At 65.4% G+C, this 24,146-nt stretch carries 27 protein-coding genes; 21 read left to right on the top strand and 6 right to left on the bottom strand.

Going from position 1 to position 24,146, the window contains the following annotated elements:
• Window positions 1–6: 6 nt before the first annotated feature.
• From kdsC to PQU89_RS16310, 16 genes are all read left to right on the top strand, one after another.
• Window positions 7–531, top strand: a complete 525-nt coding sequence (gene kdsC / locus PQU89_RS16235) for a 3-deoxy-manno-octulosonate-8-phosphatase KdsC (RefSeq protein ID WP_272766707.1) — start codon at window positions 7–9, stop codon at window positions 529–531.
• A complete protein-coding gene (gene lptC / locus PQU89_RS16240) occupies window positions 528–1,091 on the top strand; it encodes an LPS export ABC transporter periplasmic protein LptC (RefSeq protein WP_272766708.1) in 564 nt (187 codons plus the stop codon). Before kdsC ends, lptC begins: the two co-directional genes overlap by 4 nt.
• Complete coding sequence (gene lptA / locus PQU89_RS16245) at window positions 1,081–1,590, top strand: lipopolysaccharide transport periplasmic protein LptA (RefSeq protein ID WP_272766709.1); 510 nt, start codon at window positions 1,081–1,083, stop codon at window positions 1,588–1,590. Before lptC ends, lptA begins: the two co-directional genes overlap by 11 nt.
• Window positions 1,587–2,315 carry an LPS export ABC transporter ATP-binding protein gene (gene lptB / locus PQU89_RS16250; RefSeq protein WP_272766710.1) on the top strand — a complete coding sequence of 243 codons (729 nt, stop codon included), beginning with the start codon at window positions 1,587–1,589 and terminating at the stop codon, window positions 2,313–2,315. The genes lptA and lptB overlap by 4 nt, the downstream gene beginning before the upstream one ends.
• A gap of 3 nt (window positions 2,316–2,318) precedes the next feature.
• Window positions 2,319–3,761, top strand: a complete 1,443-nt coding sequence (locus PQU89_RS16255) for an RNA polymerase factor sigma-54 (RefSeq protein ID WP_272766711.1) — start codon at window positions 2,319–2,321, stop codon at window positions 3,759–3,761.
• A 62-nt stretch (window positions 3,762–3,823) separates the two neighbouring features.
• Window positions 3,824–4,144: a ribosome hibernation-promoting factor, HPF/YfiA family gene (hpf, locus tag PQU89_RS16260; RefSeq protein WP_047966198.1), complete on the top strand. Its 321-nt coding sequence runs from the start codon at window positions 3,824–3,826 to the stop codon at window positions 4,142–4,144.
• A 162-nt stretch (window positions 4,145–4,306) separates the two neighbouring features.
• Complete coding sequence (gene ptsN, locus PQU89_RS16265; RefSeq protein WP_047966199.1) at window positions 4,307–4,771, top strand: PTS IIA-like nitrogen regulatory protein PtsN; 465 nt, start codon at window positions 4,307–4,309, stop codon at window positions 4,769–4,771.
• Complete coding sequence (gene hprK / locus PQU89_RS16270; protein WP_047966200.1) at window positions 4,764–5,720, top strand: HPr(Ser) kinase/phosphatase; 957 nt, start codon at window positions 4,764–4,766, stop codon at window positions 5,718–5,720. The genes ptsN and hprK overlap by 8 nt, the downstream gene beginning before the upstream one ends.
• On the top strand, window positions 5,701–6,543 hold the full coding sequence (gene rapZ / locus PQU89_RS16275; protein ID WP_272766712.1) for an RNase adapter RapZ: 843 nt from the start codon (window positions 5,701–5,703) through the stop codon (window positions 6,541–6,543). The genes hprK and rapZ overlap by 20 nt, the downstream gene beginning before the upstream one ends.
• A 7-nt stretch (window positions 6,544–6,550) precedes the next feature.
• Window positions 6,551–6,913: a NusG domain II-containing protein gene (locus tag PQU89_RS16280; protein WP_272766713.1), complete on the top strand. Its 363-nt coding sequence runs from the start codon at window positions 6,551–6,553 to the stop codon at window positions 6,911–6,913.
• The gene (locus tag PQU89_RS16285; RefSeq protein WP_272766714.1) at window positions 6,894–7,421 is read left to right on the top strand and encodes a Gx transporter family protein; all 528 of its coding nucleotides are present in this window, start codon (window positions 6,894–6,896) and stop codon (window positions 7,419–7,421) included. The genes PQU89_RS16280 and PQU89_RS16285 overlap by 20 nt, the downstream gene beginning before the upstream one ends.
• The gene (locus PQU89_RS16290) at window positions 7,408–8,034 is read left to right on the top strand and encodes a flavin prenyltransferase UbiX (protein ID WP_272766715.1); all 627 of its coding nucleotides are present in this window, start codon (window positions 7,408–7,410) and stop codon (window positions 8,032–8,034) included. The genes PQU89_RS16285 and PQU89_RS16290 overlap by 14 nt, the downstream gene beginning before the upstream one ends.
• Entirely contained in the window at window positions 8,021–9,517 is a 1,497-nt protein-coding gene (locus PQU89_RS16295) for an NAD(P)H-hydrate dehydratase (protein WP_272766716.1), read from the top strand. Before PQU89_RS16290 ends, PQU89_RS16295 begins: the two co-directional genes overlap by 14 nt.
• Entirely contained in the window at window positions 9,514–10,413 is a 900-nt protein-coding gene (locus tag PQU89_RS16300) for a DMT family transporter (RefSeq protein ID WP_272766717.1), read from the top strand. The genes PQU89_RS16295 and PQU89_RS16300 overlap by 4 nt, the downstream gene beginning before the upstream one ends.
• A 78-nt stretch (window positions 10,414–10,491) precedes the next feature.
• Entirely contained in the window at window positions 10,492–12,021 is a 1,530-nt protein-coding gene (locus PQU89_RS16305) for a sensor histidine kinase (RefSeq protein ID WP_272766718.1), read from the top strand.
• 15 nt (window positions 12,022–12,036) lie between these two features.
• A complete protein-coding gene (locus PQU89_RS16310) occupies window positions 12,037–13,617 on the top strand; it encodes a DUF3369 domain-containing protein (RefSeq protein WP_272766719.1) in 1,581 nt (526 codons plus the stop codon).
• 69 nt (window positions 13,618–13,686) lie between these two features.
• Here the strand turns inward: PQU89_RS16310 and adk are convergent, their stop codons facing one another.
• The 6 genes from adk to PQU89_RS16340 are packed head-to-tail and all read right to left on the bottom strand — an operon-like array spanning window position 13,687 to window position 17,364.
• The gene (adk, locus tag PQU89_RS16315) at window positions 13,687–14,343 is read right to left on the bottom strand and encodes an adenylate kinase (protein WP_272766720.1); all 657 of its coding nucleotides are present in this window, start codon (window positions 14,341–14,343) and stop codon (window positions 13,687–13,689) included.
• Between the two features lie 32 nt (window positions 14,344–14,375).
• Window positions 14,376–15,146 (bottom strand): 3-deoxy-manno-octulosonate cytidylyltransferase, encoded by a 771-nt coding sequence (kdsB, locus tag PQU89_RS16320; RefSeq protein ID WP_189374280.1) that lies wholly within the window; start codon window positions 15,144–15,146, stop codon window positions 14,376–14,378.
• Complete coding sequence (locus tag PQU89_RS16325) at window positions 15,143–15,325, bottom strand: Trm112 family protein (protein WP_047966211.1); 183 nt, start codon at window positions 15,323–15,325, stop codon at window positions 15,143–15,145. Before PQU89_RS16325 ends, kdsB begins: the two co-directional genes overlap by 4 nt.
• Window positions 15,306–16,280 carry a tetraacyldisaccharide 4'-kinase gene (lpxK, locus tag PQU89_RS16330; protein WP_272766721.1) on the bottom strand — a complete coding sequence of 325 codons (975 nt, stop codon included), beginning with the start codon at window positions 16,278–16,280 and terminating at the stop codon, window positions 15,306–15,308. The genes PQU89_RS16325 and lpxK overlap by 20 nt, the downstream gene beginning before the upstream one ends.
• A 38-nt stretch (window positions 16,281–16,318) precedes the next feature.
• A complete protein-coding gene (locus PQU89_RS16335) occupies window positions 16,319–16,741 on the bottom strand; it encodes an ExbD/TolR family protein (RefSeq protein ID WP_272766722.1) in 423 nt (140 codons plus the stop codon).
• Window positions 16,742–16,752: 11 nt separating this feature from the next.
• Window positions 16,753–17,364, bottom strand: coding sequence for a MotA/TolQ/ExbB proton channel family protein (locus PQU89_RS16340; protein ID WP_272766723.1), 612 nt, complete (start codon window positions 17,362–17,364; stop codon window positions 16,753–16,755).
• A gap of 363 nt (window positions 17,365–17,727) precedes the next feature.
• On the opposite strand from PQU89_RS16340, the gene xseA reads away from it, so the two are divergent.
• The 5 genes from xseA to PQU89_RS16365 all read left to right on the top strand — a co-directional run bounded on the left by xseA (window position 17,728) and on the right by PQU89_RS16365 (window position 24,055).
• On the top strand, window positions 17,728–19,083 hold the full coding sequence (xseA, locus tag PQU89_RS16345) for an exodeoxyribonuclease VII large subunit (protein WP_272766724.1): 1,356 nt from the start codon (window positions 17,728–17,730) through the stop codon (window positions 19,081–19,083).
• Between the two features lie 131 nt (window positions 19,084–19,214).
• Window positions 19,215–19,685, top strand: a complete 471-nt coding sequence (locus PQU89_RS16350) for a DUF4442 domain-containing protein (RefSeq protein ID WP_272766725.1) — start codon at window positions 19,215–19,217, stop codon at window positions 19,683–19,685.
• Between the two features lie 109 nt (window positions 19,686–19,794).
• A complete protein-coding gene (gene gpmI / locus PQU89_RS16355) occupies window positions 19,795–21,321 on the top strand; it encodes a 2,3-bisphosphoglycerate-independent phosphoglycerate mutase (RefSeq protein ID WP_272766726.1) in 1,527 nt (508 codons plus the stop codon).
• Window positions 21,318–22,616, top strand: coding sequence for a murein hydrolase activator EnvC family protein (locus tag PQU89_RS16360; protein WP_272766727.1), 1,299 nt, complete (start codon window positions 21,318–21,320; stop codon window positions 22,614–22,616). Before gpmI ends, PQU89_RS16360 begins: the two co-directional genes overlap by 4 nt.
• Window positions 22,617–22,639: 23 nt before the next feature.
• Window positions 22,640–24,055 carry a S41 family peptidase gene (locus tag PQU89_RS16365; protein ID WP_272766728.1) on the top strand — a complete coding sequence of 472 codons (1,416 nt, stop codon included), beginning with the start codon at window positions 22,640–22,642 and terminating at the stop codon, window positions 24,053–24,055.
• The last annotated feature ends 91 nt before the right edge of the window (window positions 24,056–24,146 follow it).

Consider the following 24,146-nt stretch of genomic DNA (forward strand, 5'->3'; position numbering starts at 1 on the left):
GACACCATGCAAACCATCACCGAACTGGCCAAACGCACGCGACTGCTGATCATGGATGTGGACGGCGTGCTGACCGACGGCCGCATCTTCATCACCGCCAGCGGCGAAGAGCTGAAAGCATTCAACACCCTGGACGGCCACGGCCTGCGCATGCTGCAGTCCACCGGCGTGCAGCTGGCGATCATCACCGGCCGCGACGCCCCCGGCGTCGCCCACCGTGCCCGCGGCCTCGGCATCGACCACTACTACGCCGGCGTGCACGACAAGCGCACCGCGTTTGCCGAACTGCTGCACAAAACCAGCCTTGCCGCGGAAGACTGCGCCTACATCGGCGACGACGTCATCGACCTGCCGGTGATGAGCCGCGTCGGTCTGGCGGTGGCGGTACCGGACGCACCCAGCTTCGTGCGCCAGCACGCCCACTTCGTCACCGGCTGCAGCGGCGGCCAGGGCGCGGTGCGCGAACTGTGCGAGCTGATCCTGCAGGCGCAAGGCAACTACGACCGCCTGATGGCCGGCTACCTGGCATGAACCGCGCCGCCCGCCTGTTTCCGCTGGGCCTGATGCTGGGCATGGCCCTGCTCGCCTTCTGGCTCAATGTGCTGACCATGCAGCGCGGCGATGCGCCGGGCAAGATCGACCTGAGCCGCCCGGAATACACCATCAACCGGCTGACGGCGAAGCGCTTCGACGCCCAGGGCCGGCCGCAGCAGTACCTGCAGGCAGCCCAGATGTGGCAACTGCCGCGCAATCCGAATGTCTATCTCAGCAAGCCGCGCATCGAAGTCTTCCAGCAGGGCATCCCCGACTACACGGTGACGGCCGCGGCCGGGCGCTACCACAAGCAGCAGAAAACGGCGGACTTCAGTGATAATGTGCGCTGGGAACGCAAGGCCACCGCCGCCGCCCCGGCCATCCTGCTGCAAACCTCGGTACTGCATGTCGACACCGTCGCGCGCAGTGCCAGCAACCGCGCACCGCTGGTGGCCGACTACGGCACCTCGCAACTGAAATCGACCGGCTTCATTTACCAGCAGGACAGCGGCCAGCTGAACCTGCTGTCCAACGTAAGGATTACCTATGCGCCATAGTGTGCTGATCGCGCTGACCGCCCTCGTGCTGAGCGCCCCTGTCATGGCTGAAAAGGCCGACAGCGAAAAACCGATCGAACTGTCCGCCGACCGCGGCTCGCTGGACCAGAAGAAAGGCGTGACGGTATGGGAGGGCAATGTCGTGGTGGTACAGGGCACGCTGAACCTGAAAGCGCAGCGCGTGACCGTGACCCGCGACGCGCAGGGCAACCAGCAGCTGCAGGCGCAGGGCAGCCCGGTCACCTTCCGCCAGAAGGTCGACGGCAGCAATGAATATGTCGAGGGCAGCGCCAGCAACGTCAACTACAACACTGCGGCCAACCTTGCCACCCTGACCGGCAACGCCCGCGTCAAGCGCGGCCAGGACTCGGTCAGCGGCGCCGTCATCGTCTACAACACCGCCACCGAAACCTACCAGGCCAGCGGCGGCACCGCCGCCAGCGGCACCAGCGGCCGCGTGACGGTGATCCTGCAGCCCAAAGCACAGGGTACGCCATGACCCAGAGCCAGCTTTCCATCCAGCACCTGAAGAAGACCTTCAAGAAGCGCACCGTGGTGCGCGACGTGTCGCTGGAGATCGCCAGTGGCGAGGTGGTCGGCCTGCTCGGCCCCAACGGCGCCGGCAAGACCACCAGCTTCTACATGGTGGTCGGGCTGATCGCCGCCGATGCCGGCGAAATCCGCCTCGACGGCCAGACCATCACCCACCTGCCTATCCACCAGCGCGCGCGGCTCGGCCTCGGCTATCTGCCGCAGGAAGCGTCGATCTTCCGCAAAATGACGGTGGACGAGAACATCCGCGCGGTACTGGAGATTGCCGGTCTGAAGGGCGAGGAGCTGGAAAACGAGCTGACCCTGCTGCTGGACGACCTCAACATCAGCCACCTGCGCGACAGCAACGCGCTGGCGCTGTCCGGTGGCGAACGCCGCCGCGTGGAAATAGCCCGCGTGCTGGCCACCCGCCCGCGCTTCATCCTGCTGGACGAGCCGTTTGCCGGCGTCGATCCGATCGCGGTGATCGACATCCAGAAGATCATCGCCTTCCTCAAGGAACGCGGCATCGGTGTGCTGATCACCGACCACAACGTGCGAGAAACGCTGCGCATCTGCGATCGCGCCTACATCATCTCCGAAGGCAGCGTGCTCGCCTCCGGCCTGCCGGAAGCGCTGGTGCTGAACGAACAGGTCCGCCAGGTGTATCTGGGCGAACACTTCCATCTGTAAGCCATGAAACAGACCCTCCAGCTCAAAACCAGCCAGCAACTCACGCTCACCCCCCAGTTGCAGCAATCGATCAAGCTGCTGCAGATGTCGACGCTGGACCTCAGTACCGAGCTGGAGCGCTACCTGCTGGAAAACCCGCTGCTGGAACGTGCCGACAGCGACAGCCACGACGAGCCCGACAGCCCGTTGCCGGTGCTGACACCCGGCGGCGACACACCGGTGACGGACAGCGGCAGCGAGGCGGAGCGGCCGGAAGCGGACAGCAGCCGTGACGACGGCGAACTGCTCGGCGACTGGGGCAGCAGCGGGAGCGGCAGCAGCCGCAACGATGACGACGACGAATTCGACCCCATTCTCAACACCCCGTGCCGGCCGTCGCTGCGCGAGCACCTGACCGCGCAGATGGGCGAAACCCAGCTCAGCCAGCGCGACAAGGCGCTGATGTCGCTGCTGATCGACGAACTGGACGACGACGGCTATCTGCCGACCTCGCTGGACGACATCGCCGCCGAGCTGCCGCTGGAGCTGGAAGTGGAAGGCGACGAACTGGAGTGCCTGCGCAAGCTGCTGACCCAGTTCGAGCCGACCGGCATCGGCAGCCGCAACCTCACCGAATTCCTCAGCCTGCAGCTGCAGCAACACGCGGCACCGGCCGCGGTGCGCCAGCTGGCGCTGGACATGGTGCAGCAGCACCTGCCGCTACTGGGCAACCGCGACTTCACCAAGCTCAAGAAGCTGCTCGCCATTGACGAGCAGCAGCTGAAAACTGCCCACGCGCTGCTCGCCAGCCTGCGGCCGCGCCCCAGCAGCGGCTTCGATCAGGGCGAGACCCACTACGTCGCCCCCGATATCCTGGTGGTGAAGCGCCAGCAGCGCTGGGTGGCGCGCCTCAACCAGGGCACGCTGCCCAAGCTGCGCGTCAACCAGATGTATGCAGGCATGCTACAACAGAAGGGCAGCAGCCATAATCTGGGTGGCCAGCTGCAAGAGGCACGCTGGCTGGTAAAAAACATTCAACAACGGTTTGACACCATCCTGAAAGTGGCAGAATCTATTGTTGACAGACAGCAAGCGTTCTTTGAACAAGGTGAAGTGGCCATGCGCCCGCTTATCCTGCGAGACATCGCGGAAGAACTCGGTCTGCATGAGTCAACCATCTCCCGTGTCACCACGCAAAAATACCTGCTGTGCAGCCGTGGCTTGTTCGAACTCAAATATTTCTTTGGCAGTTCGGTCGATACTGACAGTGGTGGCGAGTGTTCCGCCACCGCGATCAAGGCACTGATCCGGCAGATCATTGATGCGGAAGACCACAACAAACCGCTGTCTGACAGCGCCATTGCAGACAAGCTGATCGCACAAGGTATTCAGGTTGCAAGACGTACCGTAGCCAAGTATCGTGAAGCCATGCAGATCCCGCCGGTCAGCCAGCGCAAGAATTTTTAGGTTGTTCATAACAAGATCGCCATGCCCAGTCCGGATATGGCACCAACAGAAGGAGTTAGGGTATGAACCTCAAGATTACCGGCCTCCACCTCGACGTTACCCCGGCGCTTCGTGACTACATCGAAAGCAAACTGGAACGCATTACCCGCCATGTCGATAATGTGATCGGTGTCAACGTGACACTGTCTGTCGACAAACTGGTACAGAAAGCCGAAGTCAATGTTCATCTGGCAGGCAAGGACATCCATGCCGAAGCCACCGAAGCGGACATGTACGCGGCCATCGACCTGCTGACTGACAAACTGGATCGTCAGGTACTGAAATTCAAGGAAAAACAGGTCGAGCATCGCGCACCGGTACCGCAAGAGCAAGCGTCGCTCTGATCAGGATTTGCTGAACAAAAACGGATAATGCAAGCGCTGCTTGCTTATCCGTTCTTTTTTTGGCTACCGCTTTTTCTCCTGACGATCATCCTGCGCTTTCCGCTATGGTATTCCGTGGACTCGGCGTAGAATGGCCCTCGATTTTTTCGGGCAAATGGCATTATGGGCTTGATCAGTAAAATACTCTCCGTGGACAACGTCATTGCTGACATGGACGTTTCCAGCAAAAAACGACTCTTTGAACAAGTCGGCCTGATGGTCGAAAACAGTCACGCCATCGCGCGCAGCGATGTCTTCGACAGCTTGTTTGCCCGAGAAAAACTCGGCTCCACCGGCCTGGGACAAGGCGTCGCCATCCCGCACGGCCGCATCAAGAGCCTGAAGGAAGCCACCGGCATCTTCATCCGCCTGAAGGCACCGATTCCGTTCGATGCCCCCGATGGCAAACCGGTCTCGCTGCTGTTCGTGCTGTTGGTGCCGGAACAGGCCACCGACATCCACCTGCAGGTGTTGTCCGAGCTGGCTCAGCGCTTCTCCAGCAAGGCGCTGCGCGAACAGATGAACGATCCCGCCTGCGATGCGCAGAAGCTGTTTGAACTGATTTCCGACACCCCAGACCATGCCTAATATCAGTGTTCGCCGCCTGTACCAGGACAATCAGCACAAGCTCAACCTGAGCTGGGTCGCCGGCCGTTCCGGCTCCGACAACCTGATTTCGAATGATGAACAGCGGCCAACCCAGGCACTGGTCGGTCACCTCAACTTCATCCACCCCAACCGCGTCCAGGTCCTTGGCCTCGCGGAGGTGGAATACCTGAACAAGCTGGAGCAGGCCGCTGCACGGACCGCCCTCGACCAGCTGTTCCACCGCACCATGGCGGTGGTGATCGTCGCCAATGCACAGCCGGTACCCAACCTGCTGCGCGACTACTGCCAGAGCCACAATGTGCCGCTGATGAGTACGCCGCTGGAAAGCCCGTACCTGATGGACGTGCTGCGCATCTATCTGGCGCGCGCGCTGGCGGTATCCACCGTGATGCACGGCGTGTTTCTCGACGTGCTGGAAATCGGCGTGCTGATCATGGGCGATTCGGCGATGGGCAAGAGCGAACTGGCGCTGGAGCTGATCTCGCGCGGCCACGGCATGGTTGCCGATGACGCGGTCGAGCTGTACCGCATCGGCCCGGAAACGCTGGAAGGCCGCTGCCCGGCGCTGCTGCGTGACTTCCTCGAAGTGCGCGGTCTCGGCATCCTCAATATCCGCACCATCTTCGGCGAAACCGCGGTGCGTCCGAAGAAGGTGCTGAAGCTGATCATCCACCTGATGAAGGCCAACGACCAGGCGATGCAAACGCTGGACCGCCTCAACATCCAGTCCGAGACGCAGGACATCCTTGGCGTCACCGTGCGCAAGGTGATCCTGCCGGTGGCCGCCGGCCGCAACCTGGCGGTGCTGGTCGAGGCTGCGGTGCGCAACTACATCCTGCAGCTGCGCGGCATCGACAGCACCCGCGAATTCATCGATCGCCACACCAACCTGCTACGGGACCAGGAACATGCAGCTGATTCTGATTAGCGGCCTGTCCGGCTCCGGCAAGTCGGTTGCCCTGCGCCTGCTGGAAGACAACGGCTACTACTGCGTCGACAACCTGCCGGCCACCATGCTCACCGACGTGGTGGCGCTGTACAGCGAACAGGGCTACCAGCATGTCGCCATCAGCGTCGATACCCGTTCCGCGCCAACGTTGGCCGCATTGCCGGAGGTGATGGCCAGCCTGAAAGCGATGCGGGTCGACGTGCGCCTGATCTATCTGGAAGCCACCACCGAAGTGCTGGTGCAGCGCTTCTCGGAAACGCGGCGCCGCCACCCGCTGTCCGGCAACGGCCTGACGGTGGAGGAGTGCATCCGCCTCGAACGCGAGATGCTGGAGCACATCCACGAGCTGGGCCACCGCATCGACACCAGCCACCTGTCCGCCAACGCGCTGCGTGCCTGGGTCAAGGTACTGGTCGACGCCGGCGCCGACTGCCTGACCCTGGTGTTCGAATCGTTTGGCTTCAAGCACGGCCTGCCGCTGGACGCCGACTTCGTGTTCGACGTGCGCTGCCTGCCCAACCCCTACTACGAGGTCGCGCTGCGGCCGCTGACCGGCCAGGACGAGGCGATCTGCCGCTTCTTCGAGGGCGAAGCCAGCGTGGCGCAGATGCTGGCCGACATCCGCCAGTTCCTGCAAAACTGGCTGCCGCGCTTCCGCCAGGACAACCGCAGCTACGTCACCGTCGCCATCGGCTGCACCGGCGGCCAGCACCGCTCGGTCTATCTCGCCGAACAGCTGGCCAAGGCCTTTGCCGGCGAACAGGTCCTGCTGCGCCACCGCCAGCTGCCCGCCAAAAAATAAGCCGGCCATGTTCAAGGCCGGGGACTATCTGGTGCTGCTGGCACTGTGCGCGCTGTTGCTGGCCGCCTTCCTGCAGCTTGGCCGCCACGCCGGCGAGGCCAGCAGCGTCATCGTGCGCCAGAACGGCACCGAAACCCTCCGCCTGCCGCTGCGCCTGAACCGGCTCCATATTGCCCACGGCCCGCTGGGGCTGACCGAAATCGAGATCCACAATGGCCAGGCCCGCATCCGCCGCGATCCGAGCCCGCGCCAATACTGCGTGCAGCAGGGCTGGCTGCGCCACAGCGGCGACATTGCCGTGTGCCTGCCCAACCGCGTCAGCATCGAGCTGGCCGGCCCCGACCTAGCCCATGACTCGCTCGCCTACTGAACGCACGCTGCAAGCCAGCACCGACGATCACCGCATCGCCAGCCTGGCCGCGCTGGCCATCGCGCTGGGCATGGTCGATGCCGCCATTCCGTCGCCGCTGCCCGGCGTCAAGCCGGGGCTGGCCAACATCATGACCCTGTTCGCGCTGCATACCCTGGGCTGGCGCGCCGCGGTGTGGGTCACGCTGCTACGCGTCGTCGGCGCCGGCCTGCTGCTGGGCAGCCTGTTCACCCCCGGCTTCTGGCTCAGCCTCGGCGGCGCACTGGCCAGCCTGCTGCTGCTGGGCGCCTGCCGGGCGCTGCCCGAGCGCCATTTCAGCCTGGTCAGCCACAGCCTGCTGGCGGCGCAGGCCCATCTGCTGGGACAATTGCTGCTGGTCAGGCTGTTCCTGATTCCATACGACAATATACTGGTACTGTTCCCGCCGCTGGCGCTGGCCGCCCTGCTAGGCGGCGTCGCCAACGGTCTGATAGCAAGCCATCTGGTACAAGCGCATGACAAAGATTGATACCGTTACCGTCGCCCTCACCGGCGCCTCCGGCCTGCCCTACGGCCTGCGCCTGATCGAATGCCTGCTGCGTGCCGGCAAGCGGGTGTGGGTGATGTATTCGCAGGCGGCACAGGTGGTGGCGAAACAGGAGATGAACCTGACGCTGCCATCGCGGCCGGAAGGTTTCCAGCAGTGGCTGCAAGAGCGCTACCAGGCCGCCGACGGCCAGCTGGCGGTGTTCGGCCGTGAGGCCTGGTTTGCGCCACCCGCCTCCGGCTCCAATCCGGCCGACGCGATGGTGATCTGCCCGTGCTCGATGGGTACCCTCGCCGCGGTGGCGCACGGCATGAGCGACAACCTGATCGAACGCGCCGCCGACGTGATGCTGAAGGAACAGCGCAAGCTGGTGCTGGTACCGCGCGAGGCACCGCTGTCGGTGATCCACCTCGAAAACATGCTCAAGCTGGCTCGCCTCGGCGTCTGCATCCTGCCGCCGTCACCCGGTTTCTACACCCACCCGCAGACCATAGCCGACATGGTCGACTTCGTGGTGGCGCGCATCCTCGATCAGCTGGCGGTACCGCACCAGCTGCTGCCGCGCTGGGGAGAGAGTCACCATGCCGGCGAATGAACGCGCGCTGATCGACGCCGCCGCGCTGCGGCAGTGGGAGCGGCAGGCGGCACAAGCCGGCCTCGACCTGATGGCCCGCGCCGGCGCTGCCATCGCGCAGTGGCTGCGCCAGCACTACCCGCCGCCACGCCAGCTGCTGTTCGCCGCCGGTAGCGGCAACAACGGCGGCGACGCGCTGATCGCGGCACGGCTGCTGCTGGCCGATTACGAGGTCGGCGTGTGGCAGCCGCAGCCGCCTGCCACTGCCGCCGCGCAGGCGGCACGGCAGCAGTACCTCGCCGCCGGCGGCCGGCTCGACAGCACACTGGCCGCGCTCCCTCCGGCCGAAGTCCTGATCGACGGCCTGTTCGGCGCCGGGCTGAACCGGCCGCTGGACGCCGGCTGGCAGGCGCACCTCGCCGCGCTGGACGCGCTGACCTGCCCGCGAGTGGCGCTGGACGTACCCAGCGGCCTCGACGCCTGGAGCGGCTGCGTGCAGGGTGCCGCCCTCCCCGCCGACCATACCCTGGCGCTGCTGTGCCACAAGCCGGGGCTGTTCACCGCCGACGGCAGCGACTACAGCGGCCGCGTCGAGCTATTGACTCTCGACTGCCCGCCGGCGCTGCTACCGGCGGCACAGGGCGAGCTGCTTGCGACCGACCTTGCGTCGCTGCGGCGCCGACACAACAGCAACAAGGGCAGCTTCGGCTGCGTCAGCATCATCGGCGGCTGCGCCGGCATGGGCGGCGCAGCGCTGCTCGCCGGTCGCGCGGCACTGGCGCTGGGGGCCGGCAAGGTGCGCATCCACAGCCTCGATGCACGACTGGCGCTGGACCCGCTGTGGCCGGAGCTGATGATTGCGCCGCTGGGCAACAGCAGCCTTGCCGCCGACGAGGTGGTCGCCATCGGCCCCGGCCTCGGCCAGAGCCCGCAGGCGCACCGCATCCTCGCCAGCGTGTTGGCCCATCCCGGCGCGCTGCTGCTCGACGCCGACGCGCTCAACCTGCTGGCCGGCGACGATGCCCTGCAGCAACAGCTGCGACAGCGCCCGCGCCCGGCGGTGATCACCCCGCATCCTGCCGAAGCGGCGCGCCTGCTCGGCTGCAGCACCGCTAGCGTGCAACAGGACCGCCTCGCCGCGGTGCGCCGCCTTGCGGCCAACCTTGGCGTGATCGCCGTGCTCAAGGGCGCCGGTTCGCTGCTCTGCGGCGCGGACGGCTACTACCGGCTGTGCACCGCCGGCAACGCCGCGCTGGCCAGTGCCGGCCAGGGCGACATCCTCAGCGGCAGCATCGCCGCGCTGCTGGCACAGGGCCAGGACGAGACCACCGCCGCCGGCAACGCGGTGTGGCTGCACGCCAGCGCCGGCGACCGGTATCTGGCCGATGCCGGCGGCCCGATCGGCCTGCGCGCCAGCAGCACGCTGCCGCTGATGCAACGGCTGCTCAACCAGCAACTCGCCGCCAGCGACCACGATCTCCACCACAGAAAGCCCCCGTTTTGACCTCGCAACAAAAAGCCTACCTCTACGGCCTCGGCGCCGTGCTCGCCTGGTCCACCGTGGCCACCGCCTTCAAGATCAGCCTGCAACACCTCAGCCCGGCACAGCTGGTGCTGTACGCCAGCGCCTTTTCGCTGCTGTCACTGCTGTCCATCCTCGCCTGGCAGGGCCGTCTCGGCGAGCTGCTGCCGGCACTGCGCCGGCACTGGCAGCGTTCGCTGCTGCTGGGCGCGGTCAATCCCTTCGTCTACTACCTGATCCTGTTCCAGGCCTACCACCTGCTGCCGGCGCAAGAGGCACAGGCGATCAACTACACCTGGGCGCTGACCATGACCCTGCTCGCCATCCCGGTGCTGAAGCAGAAACCGCGACCGCAGGACGCGCTGGCGGCGCTGGTCTGCTACGCCGGCGTGCTGGTGATCGCCACCCGCGGCCAACCTTTGGCGCTGGAATTCAGCAACCTCGCCGGCGTCGGCTATGCGCTGGTCTCCACCGTGCTGTGGGCTGGCTACTGGCTGTTCAATACCCGCGACCAGCGCGAGCCGGTGCTGGGGCTGACGCTGAACTTCCTGTTCGCGCTGCCGCTGGCCTGGCTGTGGTGCCTGTGGCGCGGCGAGCTGGGCGCGGTGGCGTGGCAAGGCATCGCCGGTGCTGCCTATGTCGGCTCCCTGGAAATGGGCTTCACCTTCGTGCTGTGGCTGGCGGCGATGAAACTGACCAGCAGCACCGCGCGCATCGCCAACCTGATCTTCCTCGCGCCGCTGCTGTCGCTGCTGCTGATCTACCTGCTGATCGGCGAGCAGATCCTGCCCTCCACCCTCAACGGCCTGGCGCTGATCCTGGGCGGCCTGATCCTGCAAAAAATCCCGCTGCCGCGTCGCCCCGCCAGCAGCGTCTGAAAAAACCGCCGCGCCGGTACACCGGGCGCGATCGGCTGCGTTACCATGACCAATGCCTTATCTGTGCAGGGTGACGACATGAGCAGCATAAAAAGCCGGCTGGCGATCTGGATCATTTCGGTACTGTCCGTCGTGATGGGGCTGACCGGCTTTCTCAGCTACGAAGCCGCCCGCGACGCCGAGGAACGCGACTACCTGCAGATGAAGCAGGGCCTGCAGGAGCGGCTGGCACTATCGCTGCCGCACGGGGTGTGGCAGCTGGACGACCAGTTCATCCGTCTGACGCTGGACGCGGAGCTGAAATCGGCGGCGGTGGTCGGCCTGATGGTGGAAGGCGATGCCGGGCTGTTCTTCGGCCGCATGCGCAGCGCGGACGGCCGCATCACCTCGCTGGCCAAGGCGGCACCGCCGCCGCACGACGAAACCCTGCTGCTGCCCATTCTTTACCAGCAGCGCAACAACCTCGGCCAGATCACGGTGTATCTGTCGCGCGACAAGATCACCACCCGGCTTGCCCACGAACTGACACGCCAGATCGTGCAGGCGCTGCTGATCAACCTGTTGCTGTTCATCATCCTGATCGCCGGCCTGAAACGCTACGTGTTCTCGCCGCTGCACGAGCTACAGCAGGCGCTGTACGGCGCCGCCCGGCTGGAAGCGGAAGCCGACCTGCAGCTGCCGCAAAGCCGTTTCAGCGAGTACGCCGAGCTGGTCGGCGGCGTCAACCTGATCATCCACAAGATCAGCCGCGAGCTGGGCCTGCGCCGCGGCGCGGAACAGGCCGCCATTGCGGAAAAGGAACGCGCTGAAGTTGCCTACCGGCAACTGCTGGACACCCAGAACACGCTGGTGGAAACAGAAAAACTGGCGTCGCTGGGCAGCCTGGTGGCCGGTGTGGCGCACGAGATCAACACCCCGGTCGGCATCACCCTTACCGCCGCCTCGCACCTGGCGCTGATCACCGGCCAGGTCGGGCAACAGTTCCAGAGCGGCCAGATCAAGAAAAGCGAGCTGGAACGCTATCTCGACGACGCCCGCGAATCCACCGCACTGATCCTGAGCAACACCGAGCGTGCGGCCAACCTGATCCAGAGTTTCAAGCAGGTCGCCGTCGACCAGACCAGCGAGGCGCGGCGCCAGTTCGACATCGCGCACTACATCGGCGAAATCATCACCAGCCTGCGTCCCAAGCTGCGCCACAGCAAGGTGATGATCGATGTCGACTGCCCGCCCCAGCTGCAGATGGACAGCTACCCCGGCGCCCTGTCGCAGGTGCTGACCAACCTGCTGATGAACGCGCTGCTGCACGCCTACGACGACGGTGCCGAGGGCAGCATCCAGATCCGCGTCGACGCGCTGGCCGAGCAGAAGATCCGGCTGTCGGTGACCGACGACGGCAAGGGCATTCCGCCGGAAAACCTGAAACGCATCTTCGAGCCGTTCTTCACCACCCGCCGCGGCAGTGGCGGCAGCGGCCTGGGGCTGCACATCGTGTTCAATATCGTGTTCAAACGCCTGGGCGGCACGATTCGGGTTGACAGCACCGTCGGGGAAGGCACATCTTTTATTCTGGTGCTGCCCTGCACGGCACCGGAAACGGCCAACTGAAGGGGGCGGCACGTGATGAATCTCGACAATAACAATGACTGGCTGATCGACGACAGCAGCAGCGTGCAGGACAGCCATCCGGCACTGCGACCGTGGAAAGTGCTGATCGTCGACGACGAAAAGGATGTCCACACCGCCACCCGGCTGGCAATCCAGGACCTGCGCTACAAGGAGCGGCCGCTGACGCTGCTCAATGCCTACAGCGCGCAGCAAGGCTTCGAGCTGGTGCGCGAGCATCCCGACGTCGCGCTGATCCTGCTCGACGTGGTGATGGAAACCGACAATGCCGGCCTCAAGCTGGTACGGCGCATCCGCGAGGAGCTGGGCAACAGCCTGGCGCGCATCGTGCTGCGCACCGGCCAGCCGGGGCAGGCGCCGGAACAGGACGTGATCCTCAATTACGACATCAACGACTACAAGACCAAGACCGAGCTGACGGTGCAGAAGCTGTTCACCGTGGTCATCGCCTCGCTGCGCGCCTATGAAAACCTGGTCGCCATCGAGAAAAACCGCCAGGGGCTGGGCAAGATCCTGGAAGGCGCCAGCGACCTGTACCAGCTGCGTTCGCTGAAGGAATTCGCCTCCGGGGTGCTGAAACAGATCAGCGCCATTCTCGATGTCGGCACCGACGGCGTGCTGTGCATGGAAAACACCCCTGCCAGCGCCGGGCGGCCGAAGCTGGAGGTGCTCGCCGCCACCGGCGAGTTCGAGGGGCTGCTCGGCGGCGTGCCGCTGGCCACCTTTCCGCAGCTGCAGCAGGCGATCAACGACGCGCTGGCCGAGAAGCGCACCATCTACCGTCATCCCTACGACGTGCTGTACATCACCGCGCAGAACGGCCGCGAATTCGTGGTCCACTTCGAGCCGCCGTGGCCGCTGGAGGACGTGGAGCGCAACCTGCTGGAGGTCTTCTGCCAGCGCATCTCCTCCGCCTACGACAACCTGTACCTGTACTCGCAGCTGGTCAGCGCCCAGGAAGCCACGGTGGTGGCGCTGGCCGACCTCGCCGAATTCCGCGACAGCGACACCGGCGAACACGTGCTGCGCGTGCAGCGACTCAGTGACGCCATCGCCAGGGAGCTGCAGCGCATGGGCGCCTATCCGGAGCTGCTGACACCGCAGTTCATGGAGATGATCGGCATGGCCAGCATCCTGCACGATGTCGGCAAGGTCGGCACCCCCGACCACATCCTGTTCAAGCCCGGCAAGCTGGACCCGGAAGAGCGCGTCATCATGGAGCAGCACGCCAGCATCGGTGCCAACATCCTGCGCAAGGCCAGCAAGCTGGTGGAAGGCACCAGCTACCTGTCACTGGGCGCCGACATCGCCGGCGGCCACCACGAATACTTCGACGGCAGCGGCTACCCGCAGCGCCAGGCCGGACAGGACATCCCGCTGGCGGCGCGCATCGTCGCCATCGTCGACGTGTTCGACGCGCTGCTGCACAAACGGCCATACAAGGATCCGTGGACGCTGGGCGACACCATGAGCTACATCAACGGCCGCTGCGGCACCCAGTTCGACCCGCTGGTGATCGAGGCGCTGGACCGGCTGGTGCGCGAGAAACGCATCCCGATCAGGTTGCCGGAACAGTAAACCGCCTGCGGCAGGCGACAAAAAAGGCAGCCTGAGCTGCCTTTTTGCTTGCCTGCGACGCTAGCGCGCTCAGGCGCCCAGTGCCGCCAGCACGTTGTCGCGCACGGTTTCCACCGCCTGGGTGCCGTCGATCTTCACGTACTGCGGTGCCTTGGCATCGCCGGAGGCGGCCATCTGCGAGTAGAAGCCGACCAGCACTTCGGTCTGCTCGTGGTAAACGTCGAGACGCTTCTTCACGGTTTCCGCCTTGTCGTCGTCACGCTGCACCAGCGCTTCGCCGGTTTCGTCGTCGATGCCTTCCACCTTCGGCGGATTGTACTTGACGTGGTAGGTGCGGCCGGAAGCCACGTGCACGCGGCGGCCGGACATGCGGTCGATGATGTTTTCATCCGGCACGTCGATTTCGACCACGAAGTCGATATCGACACCGGCTTCCTTCATCGCTTCCGCCTGCGGGATGGTGCGCGGGAAACCGTCGAACAGGAAACCGTTGGCGCAATCCGCCTCGGTGATGCGTTCCTTGACCAGACCGATGATGATGTCGTCGCGCACCAAGCCACCGGCGTCCATGATCTTTTTCGCTTCCACGCCCAGCGGGGTACCGGCTTTCACCGCGGCACGCAACATGTCGCCGGTCGAGATTTGCGGAATACCGAATTTCTCGCGGATGTAGTTGGCTTGGGTACCTTTACCGGCGCCAGGAGCGCCCAACAGAATCAATTTCATCTCTCTAAACTCCCATCGTTAACTTCGTTGTGTTATCCGGAAAGGTTGGCCGCAAAGTAGGCGCGCACCCGGGCCAGGTCCTCCGGCGTGTCGACGCCGGCAGGTGGCGCCTCGGCCACGCACTCCACGACGATGTCGTAACCGTGCCACAGCATGCGCAGCTGCTCCAGTGCCTCGAACTGCTCCAGCGGTGCCGGGGCCAGGCTGCCGTAGGTGTGCAGCAGGCTGGCGCGGTAGGCATACATGCCGATGTGGCGATACACCGGCAGGCCGGGCGGCAGCTGTGTCTTGTCGGCGGCGAAGGCATCGCGGGCGTAGGGAATCGGGGCGCGGCTGAAATACAGCGCCTTGCCGTGGCGGTCGAGCACCACTTTCACCACATTCGGATTGAACATCTCGGCGGCGTCGTGGATCGCGTGCGCCACGGTGGCCATCGGCACCGCGCGTGCCGCCATCAGCGCGGCCAGGCGGTCGATCAGCGCCGGATCGATCAGCGGCTCGTCACCCTGCACATTGACCACGATGGCGTCGTCCGGCAGCGCCAGCAGTGCGGCGACCTCGGCCAGACGGTCGGTGCCGCTGGGGTGATCGGCCCGCGTCAGCAGCACCTCGACGCCGTGCTGGCGGCAGGCCGCCTCGATGCGGGCATCGTCGGTGGCCACGATCACGCGGCTGGCGGCCGATTGCGCGGCGCGCTCGGCGACGCGGACCACCATCGGCTTGCCGCCGATGTCCGCCAGCGGTTTTTCCGGCAGCCGGCTGGAAGCCAGTCGCGCCGGAATCACCACTACAAAACCGTTCATTTCACTTCTTCCTCGGCGGCCAACTCGCGGGCTTCGCCTTCCAGCATCATCGGGATGCCGTCACGGATCGGGTAGGCCAGGCGGTCACCCTTGCAGATCAGTTCCTGCGCGCCCTTGTTGTAGACCAGTGGGCCTTTGCACAGCGGGCAAACCAGGATTTCAAGAAATTTTGCGTCCATTTTTTAGTTCCAGTTGGGACAGAATCCACGCGGACAGGTCCGGTTCCAGCCGGGCCGAAACCGGCAGAACCCATAGTCTAGCATGATTGATGCACTGCAACTTAACCGCATCCTTGGCGGTGACGATCACCGCATCGGCATCCTGTGGCAGATCCGCAGCGACGAACTGGTGGTGGTCGGGAAAGGCGTGCGTGGCCGCCAGTTCCACGCCCAGCTCGCGCAGGGTGCGGAAGAAGCGCTCCGGATGGCCGATACCGGCCACCGCCACCACGCGCTGGCCGGCAAAATCGGCGGCCGTGCGCGGCGGCAGCAGGCCGCCGGCATGGACAAACGCCCCCGCCTGCAGCCGCTGCTGGAACTGCGGCACTGACTCCGGCAGGCGCAGGCTGGTGCGCGACTCGCCATTGATCACCAGCGCATCGGCTGCGGCCAACCTTGACACCGGTTCGCGCAGCGGGCCGCCGGGCAGCAGGTGACCATTGCCGACGCCGCGAGCGCCGTCGAGCACCACGATCTCCAGCGTGCGCGCCAGCGCGTAATGCTGCAGCCCGTCGTCGCTGAGGATGAAACGGGTCTGCGGATACAAGGCCAGCAGGTGGCGGCCGGCGGCGACGCGATCGCGGCCGACCACTACCGGCACGCCGCTGGCGGCCAGCAGCAGCGGCTCGTCGCCGACCTCGGCAGCCGTGCTGTGCCGCGTCACCAGCGTCGGCTGCTTGTGCGCGCCACCGTAGCCGCGGCTGATCACTCCCACCGGCACGCCCAGGCGGGCAAAGTCCTGCAGCAGCGCCAGCGTCAGCGGCGTCTTGCCGACGCCGCCGACATTGATGTTGCCGATCACCACCACCGGCACCGACAACTGCTTGGCCCGACACCAGCCCAGACGATAGGCAAGACGACGCAACGCCGCCAACAGGGCAAACAGCCCTTCCGGCAAGGCCAGAAGGGCTGTCATCCACCACGATGGCTGATACCAGTGCCGCTCCAGCCGGGTCACGGCGTCCCCTGCTGGGTGGCAAAGGTCAGCTGCAGCAGGCCGGCGAGACGGGCCGCCTCCATCACCGTCACCACAGACTGGTGGCTGGCCTTGGCGTCGGCGTTGATCACCACCACCGGCGCCGGGTTTTTGCCGCTAGCCTGCCGCTTCAGGCGCTCGCCGAGCTGGGCCACGTCGCTGCTGGCCACGGCCTCGCCGTCCACCGCGTAGCCGCCGCTGGCGCTGATGTCGACGCGCAGGCGGCTATCCTTCTGCATCTCCGCCGGCCCGCTGGCCTGCGGCAGATTAACTTCCAGTTCAGAAAAGCGGGCGTAGGTGGTGGTCACCATCAGGAAGATGAGGATGACCAGCAGCAAGTCGATCAGCGGGATGAAGTTGATTTCCGGCTCTTCGCGATGACGGTGACGGCGAAAGTTCATGGTCGTCCGCCTCAGTCGCCGCGACGTTCGCCGTGCACCGCTTCCAGCAGGTGCACCGCCTGCGCTTCCATCTCGACCAGCAGGCCGTCGATCTTGGCGCGGAAATGACGATAGAAGAACATGCTGGGGATGGCCACGATCAGGCCGAAGGCAGTGTTGTACAGCGCCACGGAAATGCCGTGCGCCAGCGCGCGCGGGTCGGTGCCGCCCGGCGCCTGCGAGCCGAAGATCTCGATCATGCCGATCACGGTGCCGAGCAGGCCCAGCAGTGGCGCCATCGCGGCGATGGTGCCCAGCATGGTCAGATAGCGCTCCAGCAGGTGCGCCACCACGCGGCCCTCGTCCTCGATCGCCTCTTTCATCACCACACGGCTGCTGCCAAACTGGCGCAGCCCGGCGGCGAACAGCCGGCCCAGCGGCGAATGGTCGCGCAGTTCAGCCAACATGCTCTGGCTCACCGCGGCACGGCGATACTCTTGCAGCGTCTGCGACAGCAGGTTTGGCGGTATGATCAGCGCCGCGCGCAGACTGTAAAAACGCTCCAGTACGATGGTCGACGCCACCACCGACGCGAGAATGATGGTCCAGATCGGCCAGCCGGCCGCTTCAATGATTGACCACACGGGCAATTCCTCAGGCGTTATCCAAGGCCGAGACTTTATCGGCTCAGGCTGTCGCCTGCAACCGCCACGCTCGGCCGGTGCCATGATGTTGCGCTTTAAACAAAAGCGCTAAGTCGCGAATTTACAAGGGAATTACCCGCTCGCCCACAGCGCCTGTGCATAACTTTGTGGACAACCCTGCCGCCGGCACGACAAAGCCTTGCCGTTGCTGGCCGGACATTACGGCAATATTATTGCCACAAAATCACTAAGCCACTGATTAACAACAATTTTTAGTTTATCTATTTATGTGCCGGTGGCGTATTAAGATAAACAATCGACGCCAGCCGCCGCCCCAACCTGCCTGTGGATGACTTGACAAGCATGCTTTTCAGCCAACACCAAAACGACGTCATCAGCGTCACCTCGCTCAACCGCATGGCGCGGGATCTGCTTGAAAGCGGCCTGCCACCGATGTGGATTGCCGGCGAAATTTCCAATCTGACCCTGGCCGCATCCGGCCACGCCTACTTCTCGCTGAAGGACGAACGCGCGCAAATCCGCTGCGTGATGTTCCGTAACCGTCTGAGCGGACTGGGATTCCGGCTGCAGGAAGGCATGCAGGTCGAGCTGCGCGGCACGGTGTCGCTGTACGAGGCGCGCGGCGACTACCAGATCAACGTCGACCTGATGCGTTCGGCCGGCCTCGGCCGCCTGTACGAGGCCTTCGAGCAGTTGAAGGCGAAACTGGCTGCGGAAGGATTGTTCGACAATCGCCACAAAAAAGCGCTGCCCGGCCACCCCGCCGCCATCGGCATCGTCACCTCACCGGCCGCCGCCGCGCTGCGCGACGTGGTCACCACCCTGCGCCGGCGCATGCCCAGCATCCCGCTGATCCTGTACCCGACGCCGGTACAGGGCGACAGCGCCGCGGCGCAGATCGCCGCCGCCATCGATGCGGCCAACCTTCGCCAGGAGGTAGCGCTGCTGATCGTCTGCCGCGGCGGCGGCAGCATCGAAGACCTGTGGGCGTTCAACGAAGAGGTGGTCGCCCGCGCCATCGCCCGCTCCACGCTACCGGTGATCAGCGGCGTCGGCCACGAGACCGACACCACCATCGCCGATTTCGTCGCCGACCACCGCGCGCCGACCCCGACCGCCGCCGCCGAGCTGGCCTCGCCCAGCCGCGAGGCGCTGCAGCAAGGCGTCGACTACGCGCAGCGCCGGCTGGAGCGCGCGCTGGGACGGCTGCTGACCGACAAGTCGCAACAGCTGGACTTCCTCGGTCGCCGCCTGCAGCACCCCGGCGAGCGGCTGCAGCGCCAGCGCCAGTTGCTGCAGGCGCAGCAACTACGCCTGGCCCGTGCCAGCACCCAGCTGCTGCAAGCGCGGCTGCGACAACTGGAGCAGTGCCAGCACCAACTGCAGCGCATCCGTCCCGATCTGGCGCGCTGGCAGCAGGTGCTGGCGCGGCGCGGCGACCAGCTGCGACAGCTGATACACCAGCACTGGCAGCAGCGGCAGCTGGTGCTGGCGCGACATCAGGCGACGCTGGCCGCCATCAATCCGGAGGCGGTGCTGCAACGCGGCTACGCCATCGTGCAGCAGCAAGACGGCAGCGTGGTGCGCTCCGCGGCGCAACTGCGTGCCGGCGAACTGCTGCACATCCGGCTGGCGGAAGGCGAAACCACCGCCGTGGTCGGCCAGCAGCAGGGCCGGCAAAGCGAGCTGCCGTTCTGAAACGGATCCGCTGACGGGCGTCCCGGCGCCAGCGGCGGGCACGGGTGGGCATGGCAGGACGGGCGACGGCTTGACGGCGGCCGCCGTTGCCGCGACGATAGCCTGATTCAAACAATCGTTTTATCGCCACCATGAACCATCGTCTCGCCAAGTTCGTCCTCAATCTGTGGCCGCCCTTTCTCGGCGCCGGGGTCAAGGTGCGCCGCATCAGCCCGGACTGGAAGGAAATCGACGTCCAGCTGCGGCTGGGGCTGACCAACCGCAACTATGTCGGCGTCCATTTCGGCGGCAGCCTGTACGCGATGACCGACCCGTTCTACATGCTGATGCTGCTGAAAAACCTCGGCAATGACTACATCGTGTGGGACAAGGCCGGCAGCATCGACTACCTGAAGCCCGGCCGCGGCGTGGTCTGCGCCCGCTTCCGCATCGACGACGACATGCTGCAGCGTTTTCGTGACGCCACCGCCGGTGGCGACAAGCATCTGCCGGCGCTGCACGTCAGCGTCTACGACGCCGAAGGAGCCGAAGTGGCACGCATCAACAAGACGCTGTACATCCGCCGCAAGCCGCCGCGCAGTAGTCGCCAGGCTACAAGCTGAGGCACTGACAGCCAGCGTCCGATGCTTTACTATCTTGATTGCTCAACCGTGGCCGCCTGCTGCCACGGCTTCGGGTTTTCCTGCTCTCACCACAAGATAATTGGACATCATGGCTACTGTTACGCCGGTTTTGCTACTCATCCTTGACGGTTTCGGTCACCGCCTCGAAGGCGACGATAATGCCATTCTGGCGGCAAACACCCCGAACTGGGACGCGCTGAAAGCGCGCTATCCCTACAGTACGCTGGACGCCTCCGAGCACAATGTCGGCCTGCCCTCCGGCCAGTTCGGCAACTCCGAAGTCGGTCACCTCAATATCGGCGCCGGCCGCATCGTGCAACAGGACATCAGCCGCATCGACTGCGACGTCGAGGCCGGCACGCTGGCCGCCAACCCGGTGCTGGCACAGGCGATCGCCACCGCCAAGCAGCAGGGCAGCACCCTGCACCTGATGGGCCTGCTGTCCGATGGCGGCGTGCACAGCCATGAAAACCACATCCACGCGCTGATCGAAGGCGCGCAGGCGGCCGGCGTTGGCCGCATCGCCCTGCACGCCTTCCTCGACGGCCGCGACACGCCGCCGCGCAGCGCCGAGACCTACCTCAAGCGCCTCGACGCGGTGCTGGCCCGCTGCCCGAACGCGCGCGTCGCCACCGTCTGCGGCCGCTACTGGGCGATGGACCGCGACAAGCGCTGGGAGCGCATGGCGGCACCGTACCAGGCCCTGGTGGAAGGCGAAGCCGAATTCCACGCCGCCAATAGCCACGACGCGCTGGCCGCCGCCTACGCCCGCGACGAGAACGACGAATTCGTCAAGGCCACCATCGTCGGCGAGCCACTGCAGATGCAGGACGGCGACGTGGTGGTGTTCATGAACTTCCGCGCCGACCGCGCCCGCCAGCTGACCACCGCGCTGACCGATCCGGCCTTCGACGGCTTCAAGGCACGCCAGCCGAAATTCGCGCTGTTCACCAGCCTGACCTCCTACGGCGAGGCCTACAGCCACCCGGTCGCCTACGCACCGCAGAAGATCCGCAACGGCCTCGGCGAATACCTGTCCAGCCTCGGCCTGAAGCAGCTGCGCATCGCAGAAACCGAGAAATACCCGCACGTCACCTACTTCTTCAACGGTGGCGAGGAGCAGGTCTACCCCGGCGAGGACCGCATCCTGGTACCGTCGCCGAAAGTGGCCACCTACGACTTGCAGCCGGAAATGAGCGCGCCGGAGGTGACCGACAAGATCGTCGACGCCATCCACAGCCGCCAGTACGCTGTCATCATCTGCAACTACGCCAACTGCGACATGGTCGGCCACACCGGCATCTTCGACGCCGCGGTCAAGGCGGTAGAAACGCTGGATGCCTGCGTCAAGCGCTGCGTCGACGCGATGCAGGCCATCGGTGGCGAAGTGCTGATCTCCGCCGACCACGGCAACTGCGAGCAGATGAACGACGAGATCCACCACCAGGCGCACACCCAGCACACGCTGGAAAAGGTGCCGCTGCTGTACGTTGGCCGCAACGCCACGCTGCAGGACGGCGGCGCGCTGCGCGACCTCGCCCCGACGCTGCTGGCGATGATGGGGCTGCCGCAACCGGCCGAAATGACCGGTCACTCGCTGATCGAGTTCCAGTGAAAGCACGCCTGACGCTCAGCCTGCTCGGCGCGCTGTACGGCGTGGCGCAGGCCGCCCCACCGGCGGCCGCGCCGCAGCAGGACCTCAACACGGTGCGCAAGGAAATCAGCAGCCTGCAACAGGACATCGCGCGCAAGGAAGCCGAGCGGCAGCAGACCGCCGGCGAAATCGCCAAGTCCGAACAGGCGCTGCAGGCCACGCATCAGGTGCTGAACGAGCTGGAGAAGAAGCAGGATGCCAGCAGCAGCCAGCTGGACACGCTGCAGGCCGAGCTGCAGACCATCCGCATCAAGGTGGCCGAGACACGGCAGCGCGTCAGCCGCCTGCTGGCGGCGGAGTACAAGCGCGGCCAGCAGGACGCGATGGCCATCATGTTCAATACCCAGGACCCGAACCAGAGCGCGCGCGACCTCACCTACTACACCCACATCCACCGCGCGCAGCAAAGCCTGATCCAGACACTGCGCGACCAGGAAGTGCAGCTGCAGGCGATGAGCGAGCGCATCGAGGACGAACTGGTGCGGCTGGGGCGCTTGTCCAGCGCCAAGGTGCAGGAAAAGCGCCAGCTGCAGCAGGCTCGCAACCAGCACAGCCAGCAGGTCAGCCAGCTGGACAGCGCCATCCGCAACCAGCAGCAGAAACTGCAGCAGCTGAAGGAAGACGAGCGCGAACTGAGCGCGCTGATCGCCCGCATCAACGCCGACATCCGCCGCCGCCAGCTCGCCGCCGCCGCCAAGGCCGCACAGGCGAAAAAGGCGCGCGAACAGGCGACAAAGTTGGCCGCAGAGAAACGCCGCCAGCAGGTCGCCGACGCGAAAAAGCAGGGCAAACCGCTGCCGGCAGAACCGAAAGCCCCGGCCAGGGTCGAAACGGTGGATGAGGTGGCCGATGCCAGCCTGTCCGGCAACGCCTTCCGCAGCCTGCAAGGGCGGCTGAAACTGCCGGTGGCCGGCGAAATCGGCGGCCGCTTCGGCGCGCGCCGCGGCGAGGGCGCCAGCTGGAAGGGCATGTTCATCAAGGTCGCCCCCGGCAGCCCGGTACGCGTGGTCGCCGACGGCACCGTGGTCTATGCCGACTGGTTGCGCGGTTTCGGCAATGCGATGATCATTGATCACGGCGGCAACTACATGACGGTCTATACCGGCTTTGCCACCATGGTGCGCGGCAACGGCGCCACGGTCCGCGGCGGCGACGTGCTCGGCGCCAGCGGCAGTCTGGAAAGCGGCGAAACCGGGCTTTACTTCGAGCTGCGCTATATGGGCCGGCCGATCAATCCACAGTCCTGGGCACGATAGCCCGTACGAACGGAACACACACCATGAGCTCTCCCCGCTTACGCAAACTTGCCTTGCTGACCACCGGTGCCCTGGTGGGCGGTGCGCTCACCATCAGCATCCAGGCCTTTGCCGACAAGAATAACGGCATCCTGCCGCTCAACGAGCTGCGCACCTTTGCCGAGGTGTTCGGCCGCATCAAGCAGGACTATGTCGAGCCGGTCGAAGACAAGAAGCTGATCAACGAGGCGATCAAGGGCATGCTGTCCGGCCTGGATCCGCACTCCGACTACTACGATCCGGAGGCGTTCAAGGAATTCCGCGAAGGCACCCAGGGCGAGTTTGGCGGCCTCGGCATCGAGATCGGCACCGAGGACGGTCTGGTCAAGGTGGTGGCGCCAATCGAGGACACCCCGGCACAGAAGGCCGGCATCAAGAGCGGTGACCTGATCGTCAAGATCGACGACACCCCGGTGCGTGGCCTGTCGATCAATGACGCGGTGAAAAAGATGCGCGGCGCGCCGGGCAGCAAGGTGACGCTGACCATCGCGCGCAAGACCGAATCCAAGCCGCTGGTCTTCACCCTCACCCGCGCGGTGATCAAGACCAAGAGCGTGAAGTCGCGGCTGCTGGAACCGGGCTTCGGCTACGTCCGTGTCGCCCAGTTCCAGGAACACACCGTCGAGAACTTCGCGCAGGCACTGACCCAGCTGTACAAGGACAACAAGACGCCGCTGAAGGGCATGGTGCTGGACCTGCGTGACGATCCGGGCGGCGTGCTGCACGGTGCCGTCGGCGTCTCCGCCGCCTTCCTGCCGCAGGATGCGCTGGTGGTGTACACCGAGGGCCGCGCCAGCGACTCCAAGATGCGCCTGTACGCCAACCCGCGCGACTACCAGCGCACCAAGGGGACCAGCGACTACGCCAAGGTGCCACCGGCCATCAAGAACGTGCCGCTGGTGGTGCTGGTCAACGCCGGCTCCGCCTCCGCCTCGGAGATCGTCGCCGGTGCGCTACAGGATCACAAGCGGGCGCTGATCGTCGGCACCCAGACCTTCGGCAAGGGCTCGGTGCAGTCGGTACTGCCGCTGGCCAACAACGGCGGCATCAAGATGACCACCGCGCGCTACTTCACCCCCAACGGCCGCTCGATCCAGGCCAAGGGCATCGTGCCGGACATCGTAGTCGAGGAAGGCAACGAAGCGCTGGCCTCGCTGCGCGTACGTGAGGCCGATCTGGAACGCCACCTGCAGAACCCGAACGATCCGGCGGAAAGCGCCAAGCCGGTGGCCAAGCCGGCCGCCAAGCCCGCCAGCAACGGTGACAAGCCGAAGAACGGCGACAGCAACGGTAACGGCAATGGCAATGGCAACGGCGATGCCGCCAACGACGTGCAGCTGAACCAGGCGCTGAACATCCTCAAGGTGCAGCAGATCATGCTCAAGAAGACCCCGTCCTGAGTCTTTGCCGCTGTCCGTCATGGCCGGGTCGCCGCAAGGTGCCCGGCCATTGTCATTGCCGCGGCGGGCGGCCGTTGCGGCCAACCTTGGC

The sequence above is a fragment of the Vogesella indigofera genome (assembly GCF_028548395.1).
Classification (GTDB): Bacteria; Pseudomonadota; Gammaproteobacteria; order Burkholderiales; family Chromobacteriaceae; genus Vogesella; species Vogesella indigofera_A.